5 protein-coding genes are annotated in these 7,766 nt (G+C 58.3%); 4 read left to right on the top strand and 1 reads right to left on the bottom strand.

Annotated features, from left to right (window positions below; translation table 11 throughout):
* The coding region (locus tag DY251_RS08535) for a LuxR C-terminal-related transcriptional regulator (protein ID WP_147307423.1) at positions 1-142 on the top strand (142 nt) is incomplete at its 5' end.
* Positions 143-208: 66 nt separating this feature from the next.
* Here the strand turns inward: DY251_RS08535 and DY251_RS08530 are convergent.
* Positions 209-1,327, bottom strand: a complete 1,119-nt coding sequence (locus DY251_RS08530) for a glycosyltransferase (RefSeq protein WP_116623438.1) — start codon at positions 1,325-1,327, stop codon at positions 209-211.
* Between the two features lie 453 nt (positions 1,328-1,780).
* Here DY251_RS08530 and DY251_RS08525 point away from each other — a divergent pair, with 453 nt between their 5' ends.
* From DY251_RS08525 to DY251_RS08515, 3 genes are all read left to right on the top strand, one after another.
* Complete coding sequence (locus DY251_RS08525) at positions 1,781-2,179, top strand: hypothetical protein (RefSeq protein ID WP_116623437.1); 399 nt, start codon at positions 1,781-1,783, stop codon at positions 2,177-2,179.
* Positions 2,180-2,250: 71 nt separating this feature from the next.
* Positions 2,251-5,373 (top strand): DUF4347 domain-containing protein, encoded by a 3,123-nt coding sequence (locus DY251_RS21625; protein ID WP_245415900.1) that lies wholly within the window; start codon positions 2,251-2,253, stop codon positions 5,371-5,373.
* A gap of 93 nt (positions 5,374-5,466) precedes the next feature.
* Positions 5,467-7,761, top strand: a complete 2,295-nt coding sequence (locus DY251_RS08515) for a peptidase domain-containing ABC transporter (RefSeq protein WP_245415899.1) — start codon at positions 5,467-5,469, stop codon at positions 7,759-7,761.
* Positions 7,762-7,766: the final 5 nt, after the last annotated feature.

Here is a 7,766-nt window from a genome sequence, read left to right as displayed (position 1 = left end):
CTATGAACTGAACCTGCGTGAAAGCACCGTCAAGGTTCACATCCGCAACATCATGCGCAAGCTCAAGGCGACGAATCGTACCGAGGTTGCCTGTAAGATCAATGAGATGTTCCCGGCGGAGCTTGCCGCTGCTCGTTTCTAATCTGGACGCGCAATTCGCGCAGAACGTTGCATCAGGCTCGGACCAAAATCCGGGCCTGATGCTGCTTTATGGCTTTGGAAGCTTTTCAAAAGCAAAGCGCGCGTTCGCGGCAACGCGCTTGCGCATGTCTTGGGGCGTTTTATCACTTTCAAGTAGTTTTAGGCACGCGTCGAGCGACTCGTAGTACGAGTCGGCCCAATATCCATTCACGGCATACTCGTCGAGCAGGGCGTAGTCGTAGACCCAAGGTTGGACGAAAAGCCCGGCGGGCTGCTGGAACCCTAGCGCGCGCTTTGCGAATTCGAAGCCCTTTTTGAAGTGCCGCTGATTGCGGCAGTACCGGCTAGCCGAATGGAATGCTTCGGCTCGTTCGGGTACGATCTTTATAGCGGTTTCATAGGCGGCTACGACGTCATCGAATGGTCGGCCAAGCGCGGCCATCAGATTGGCTGCCTCCCATCGGCTGACATACACTTCCTGATCCCAATATCCCATCTCCGCGCGACGGAGATAGTTTTTCAAAGCCAGTTCGCGCTCCCCGCAATCGCGGTAGCTTTGAGCGAGATAGAAAGTGTAGCGCGATATGAGAAAGGGATCCGTCTCTGTTTCCAGCGCATTTTCCAGCAGCTTGGCGTCGTCTTTATATTTGTCGGGGTTGGCGCTTCGCGCGCCTCCAGCCGTGGTTTTGATGTAAATGCCATTTGCGGTCTGTCGCGACTTCGCTTCCGGTGGAGCTTCCAGATATTCATGCAGCACGGCTTTGAACGAAAAATTCAACGCGTTGCGGAAGAGTGCAGGGCGAAAGAAATATATATCGCCGTGCACGATCTTCAGATCGTAAATATCCGCCGAGAGCGATGACTTGAACGATTTTGGATCGAAATCCGGCTCCAGAACAAGAAGGTCATCTGCGTCCATCAAGAGCGTATAATCCACGCCTGAGATCTGTCTCAAAGCATTGAGTGCGGACGTTCGGTTGTCGGCAAAATTGCGCCAAGGCTCTTCTATCACCTTGCCTGCGATGCCAGCCTGCTGAAGGAAATTCCTTATCAGATCTTGTGTGCCATCCGTCGAACCCGTGTCGACGATCAGAACATAATCCACCAGCGAGCGAACGCTGGCGAGACAATTGAGAATTATCTTCGCCTCGTTCTTCACGATCATATTCAGACCGATGGTGCTCATCGCCGCCCCGCCAAACGATTGTCAGCGCGCAGAGTTCCCAACCTTCTGCGTCGAGTCAATCGAGGCCTGATTTTGGCCTTCCGATGAATCTGTCCACATCATGAATGATGAAAAAACCGTGAATGAGGGCAAAATAGACGCACTCCTGCAAGCTTTTGATATTTTTGATTTTTTTCAAAAAGCATCAGCCAAATGGAGTAGGCTTTACGCTTAAGGAAGTATACATCTTCTAGTTTGCGATGCCCACGATTCGTGCAACTTTTTATATGTTTGCCGAAGTAGGTAGCACGGGCCAAGCGGCCTCGGGGAGGAAGAAACATCATCGTCTGCGCAAGTTGTCGCGCGCCCTTTCAGGGCGCGAGAGTCTTTTGCTGTACGTTGTTTTGCCTGTTGGCATTTTTTCTATCCTCAACTTCCGCTCAGGCTTGCGGCGGTTCAGCACGGGAGGAAAGCATGGCAATAGGTCAAGCACCAAGCGGCGGTGGTGCGTCAGGTCTAAGCGTAGCCAACGCAAATTCAAGAAATGGCTACATAACTGTCTGCTGGCCTTCGTCTGCTCCGCCAAACAGATATCAGCTCGTCGCCAATGTTGGTGGCATCAAAAAGATAATCGGCGAATTCAATATTCCGAAGAGCCCGTTTGCGGGCAGAATACCCGTCACGGTTTCTGAGCCCGGTCCTTTCATCGTTGTTGGCGATGCCGACATGTTGGATGTGGCCGGCACAATTGCTTTGTTCTCAAAGAATGCATCTGCTCAAGATTTCCAATTCGATCCGGCTACGTCGATCATTCTCGGCACACCGGGAACGCTGGTGATGGCAGAACATATGAAACTGAAGCGGGGCGCATGACCATGTCTGCAGCCCCACATTTTGCCCAGTCCCAACCTTCAACTTCACTCTCGTGCGATGGAACCCCTCCCATGCTTCGCGCCAAAGAAATTCTATTTATTGATTCCGCAGTTTCAGACGTTCCGGTGCTCGTTGCCGGAATGCGTTCGGACGTTGAGCCGATTTTGCTTTCGGGCGCCGAACCGGCACTCGCGGAAATCGCGCGTTTGCTGGAAGGCAGACAGGATCTGGATGCGATCCATATTATTGCGCATGGTCGACCAGGCGAGGTGAGCTTCGGAACCGGCGCGATTTCACAGGCCAATTTGAGCAAGCATCAGGATAGTGTTTCGCAGTTGGGTCGCGCTTTGAACGCCGATGGCAAGATCGTGCTGTGGAGCTGCGAAACGGGTGCGGGCTCGGAAGGTAGAGACTTCATCTCGGCGCTGTCGAGCGCAGCCGGAGTTTCGGTCGCTGCTTCAGAACGCCTTGTGGGCGCGAGCGACAAAGGCGGTTCCTGGGACATTACCGCAGCAAAAGCACCGCTGACCTCGGAAGGTATTGCGAGCTATGCGGGTGTCCTCGCTCCGAATTATGTGACGGTAACGGTTCCATCTAATAACAATAATGACTGGGATGGCTTTTACTACATCGTCACGCGCATAAACGGTCAGCCAACTATCATTGGCGAGTTTACAGTAAGCCAAAATATTGGAACGAATTTTGCGCATCAGCTATACGTTCCGATCAACTATACTGATACTGAAACGCTTACTCTCGAGACGGGCGCTCTTGATTTTGATGGCGAACTGCAGGTCTGGTCGACCAATGACATCGACAGCAACATCACCTTTGATTCGACTGCCACACTCTGGGTTCGCAGTACGAATCCTGATGGGGATGGCGCCAACGAAGACGGTGAAGCGGTTCTTCTGACAAACGGCGTTGGAGCTACGGGCGCTACCGGTGCGACAGGGGCCACCGGTGCGACAGGGGCCACCGGCGCTACAGGTGGCACCGGTGCAACTGGCGGTACAGGCGCAACTGGCGGCACCGGCGGTACAGGCGCAACTGGCGGCACGGGTGCAACAGGAGCCACGGGTGCAACCGGCGGTACGGGTGCGACTGGCGGTACCGGCGCAACAGGTGACACCGGTGCAACCGGCGGTACGGGTGCCACAGGTGACACCGGCGCAACCGGCGGTACAGGTGCCACCGGCGGTACGGGTGCCACGGGCGCGACTGGTGATACAGGTGCCACCGGCGCGACTGGTGATACAGGTGCCACCGGCGCGACTGGCGGTACGGGTGCCACGGGCGATACCGGCGCAACGGGTGATACCGGTGCCACCGGCGCAACGGGTGATACCGGTGCAACCGGCGGTACGGGTGCGACTGGCGGTACGGGTGCCACGGGCGATACAGGTGCCACCGGCGCGACTGGCGGTACGGGTGCCACGGGCGGTACGGGTGCCACGGGCGATACAGGTGCCACCGGTGCAACCGGCGGTACGGGTGCCACCGGCGCGACTGGCGGTACGGGTGCCACGGGCGATACAGGTGCCACCGGCGCGACTGGCGGTACGGGTGCCACAGGCGATACAGGTGCCACCGGCGCGACTGGCGGTACGGGTGCCACGGGCGATACAGGTGCCACCGGTGCAACCGGCGGTACGGGTGCCACGGGCGATACAGGTGCCACCGGCGCGACTGGCGGTACGGGTGCTACGGGCGATACCGGCGCAACGGGTGATACCGGTGCCACCGGCGGTACGGGTGCCACCGGCGCAACGGGTGATACCGGCGCGACTGGCGGTACGGGTGCCACGGGCGATACGGGTGCCACCGGCGCAACGGGTGATACGGGTGCAACCGGCGGTACGGGTGCAACCGGCGCAACGGGTGATACAGGTGCTACCGGCGCAACTGGCGGTACGGGTGCCACCGGCGCAACTGGTGACACGGGAGCTACCGGCGGTACGGGTGCCACGGGCGATACCGGTGCAACCGGCGGTACGGGTGCTACCGGCGCGACTGGCGGTACGGGTGCTACCGGCGCGACTGGTGACATGGGTGCCACCGGCGCAACTGGTGACACGGGTGCTACCGGCGGTACGGGTGCTACCGGCGCAACGGGCGATACGGGTGCTACCGGCGCAACGGGCGATACGGGTGCTACCGGCGCAACTGGTGACACGGGTGCTACCGGCGCAACGGGCGACACGGGTGCTACCGGCGCAACTGGTGACACGGGTGCTACCGGCGCAACTGGTGACACGGGTGCTACCGGCGCAACTGGTGACACGGGTGCTACCGGCGCAACGGGTGACACGGGTGCTACCGGCGCAACGGGCGACACGGGTGCTACCGGCGCAACGGGTGACACGGGTGCTACCGGCGCAACGGGTGACACGGGTGCCACCGGCGCAACGGGTGACACGGGTGCCACCGGCGCAACGGGTGACACGGGTGCAACTGGCGCGACTGGTGATACAGGTGCTACCGGCGCAACGGGTGACACGGGTGCCACCGGCGCAACTGGTGACACGGGTGCCACCGGAGCGACAGGTGATCCAGGTGCTACCGGTTCGACGGGTGCCACGGGACCAACAGGTTCGACTGGATCCACAGGGCCAACAGGATCGACGGGTTCGACCGGCGCAACAGGACCAACTGGTTCGACGGGTGCCACGGGACCAACAGGTTCGACCGGTGCGACTGGACCGACGGGGTCGACGGGTTCGACTGGCTCCACAGGGCCAACAGGCTCAACAGGTGCCACCGGCCCGACGGGTTCGACCGGTTCAACGGGACCGACAGGCTCGACAGGCGCTACCGGAGCAACTGGAGGAACAGGATCGGGTCATCATGGTCACCATGGACACCATGGCGGCAAGGACGACTGCGGATCGATTTCGCCCAAGTCGCTTGGTCTCAAGGATCCTGATAACTTCCTGAGATCCTTCGGAGGGGACGGCGCATTTGGTAGTCAGTTCAACTTAAGCCGTCTGGTCCAAATGGTGGCGAGCGCGGTGAAGGCTGATCTGCTAGGTATGCTGAAGTCCTTCAGAGGGTTGGGCGATGATGATGGTCGTCATTCGTCTGCCGGCAGAGATCAGGGTATCGATCAGTCCAAGAAGGTGGCAGGCTATGGCAACAACGATCATAATCAGTTCAAGTCATCCATGAAGGATATCTGGAAGACGCATGACTGATCTGGGATCGTCTGAGGTCTGAATTACAAAGCGCGGATGGGTTTTTCCTATCCGCGCTTTGAACACATTTGAATCGGAATAGGGCGAGCTACGGTGCAGGCATCTCCTGATAGCAACATCGGCCAGCCGGAAAATCGGCGTGATGTTTCGACGAAGCTGGCGGCTGTTGCCGGTGGGTCCGAGCGATCAGCCAAGGGCGGTGATGGGCATCACGGACCAACTGAGACCCTTCCTGCGCGCATAAAAGCGATTCAGGTCGCTGCACGCTTTCATGGCATAGAACTGGACACGCGTGATTGTCGCGAGCAGACACCAAACGCGGCAGCTCTTGCTGAATGGGCGCGGCGCGGCGGCATGTGGGCGCGCGCCGTACGCGTGAACTGGTCTCATCTTATCAAGCTGCAGGCACCGGGCCCAATCGTGCTTTTGCTCAAAGATGGCGGCGCGGTGCTTCTGATAGGTTCGGATGCGGATCGCAATGTCGTCTTTCTCAAGAGCGCAAACGATCCGGAAGGTGCTGAAGCGCGGGCGATAGACGAACTTCGCTTGACGAATGCCTGGAACGGGGAGGTGGTGCTGCTGCGAGCTGCGCGTTCGCTGCAAGTTGCGGATGCACCCTTCACGCTCGGCTGGCTTGCGACACTTGTGCGTATCGAAGCCAAGCCGCTTCGCGACATTGCGATAGCGTCAATCGCACTGAGCGTGCTGACCGTTTTGCCTCCGCTGATCGTCATGACGGTCGTCAACAAGGTGCTGCAGTTCAACAGCGTACCGACGCTGATCCTGCTTTCAGCGATTGTTGCTACGGCATTTCTCTATGAAACCTTGCTTGGTCATGCGCGCCGTTTGATTGTGAATGTCGTCGGCGCCCGTATCGATACCAAGCTGAATCTGCATGTTTTCAGCCGATTGCTGAGGCTGCCGCTGGATTACTTCGAGAAACATCCGGCGGGTGAAACCATGTATCATCTGGCGCAGGTCTATCGCATTCGCGAATTCCTGACTGGCAAGCTGCTAAGTACGTTTCTCGACCTGATAACGCTATGTGTGCTGCTGCCGGTGATGTTCATTGTGAATTCGACGCTGGCCTGGATCGTGGTCGTTTGTTCGGTGCTTATCGTGTTGATAATCATCGCCTTCCTGCCGCCGCTGAGAAAATCCTATCAGCGGGTTGTCGAGGCGGAGACGATGAAATCCGCAGCGATGAGCGAAACGGTTGTTGGGATCAAGACCGTCAAAGCGCTTGGCCTTGAGCCTCAGCGTGAGGCGCTTTGGGACGAGCGCGTTGCAAATGCAGGCAATGCGCGTCTCGCATTTGGGCAGCTTGCGAGTTGGCCGCAGACTTTGGTAACGCCGCTCGAGCGCACAATGGTTCTGGGAACCATGCTGTTTGGCGCATATCTCGCGCTGAACGACACCACGGGATACATGGTTGGTGGGCTGTTTGCTTTCATGATGCTTGCGCAGCGTGTTGCGCAGCCGCTCGTCAATCTTGCGCGATTGGTTGAAGATTATGAAGAAGTGGGTGCGGCTGTTTCAGAAGCGGCTTCGGTGTTGAACCAGCCACTTGAAAGCGCGGCAAATTCTGCCGGCGTGCGCCCTGACCTGTTCGGGGATGTCAGCTTCAACAATCTGTCTTTCAGCTATTCGGGCGCGAAAACACCTGCGCTTGATGGAGTAAGCTTCGATGTTCCGGCCGGAACGATGTTCGGCATTGTGGGGCGCAGCGGGTCCGGCAAGTCCACCATTGCTCGACTTCTCCAGGGTATCAACCGCGACTATACGGGCTTCCTCAAAGTCGATGGTGTCGACCTCAAGGAGATCAACCTGCGCCATCTGCGGCAGGGCATGGGCATCGTGTTACAGGACAATTTCCTGTTTCGCGGATCGATCAAGGACAACATTATCGCGGGCCGCGCGGGACTTACGCTTGCAGATGCCATGCGTGCGGCGCAGCTTGCTGGGGCGGAAGAGTTTGTCGAGCGCATGCCGCACGGTTTCGACACCTATGTCGAAGAGGGTTCGCCGAACCTTTCAGGGGGGCAGCGGCAGCGGCTGGCAATTGCGCGCGCGCTTATTCACAATCCGAGCCTGCTTATTCTCGATGAGGCGACAAGTGCGCTCGACCCTGAAAGCGAGGCGATTGTCAGTGCTAATTTGCAGCGGATCGCTGCCGGGCGTACGATGATTATCGTTTCGCACAGGCTTGCTTCGCTGACTGATTGCGATCAGATTCTCGTGCTGGATCAGGGCAAGGTTGTTGATGTTGCGAGCCACGCGGTATTGCTGGAGCGCTGTGCTCTCTACAGGCAGTTGTGGTTCCAGCAGAATCGTCCGACGGAAAACCGCGGACCGCGTCCTATCGCTATTGCACCGCGTTTGACGTGAGGGAT

The sequence above is a fragment of the Mesorhizobium denitrificans genome (genome assembly GCF_003403035.1).
GTDB classification, from domain to species: Bacteria; Pseudomonadota; Alphaproteobacteria; order Rhizobiales; family Rhizobiaceae; genus Mesorhizobium_G; species Mesorhizobium_G denitrificans.
Note: the sequence above shows the minus strand (reverse complement) of the source record. Positions and strands in the feature narration are given on the sequence as shown.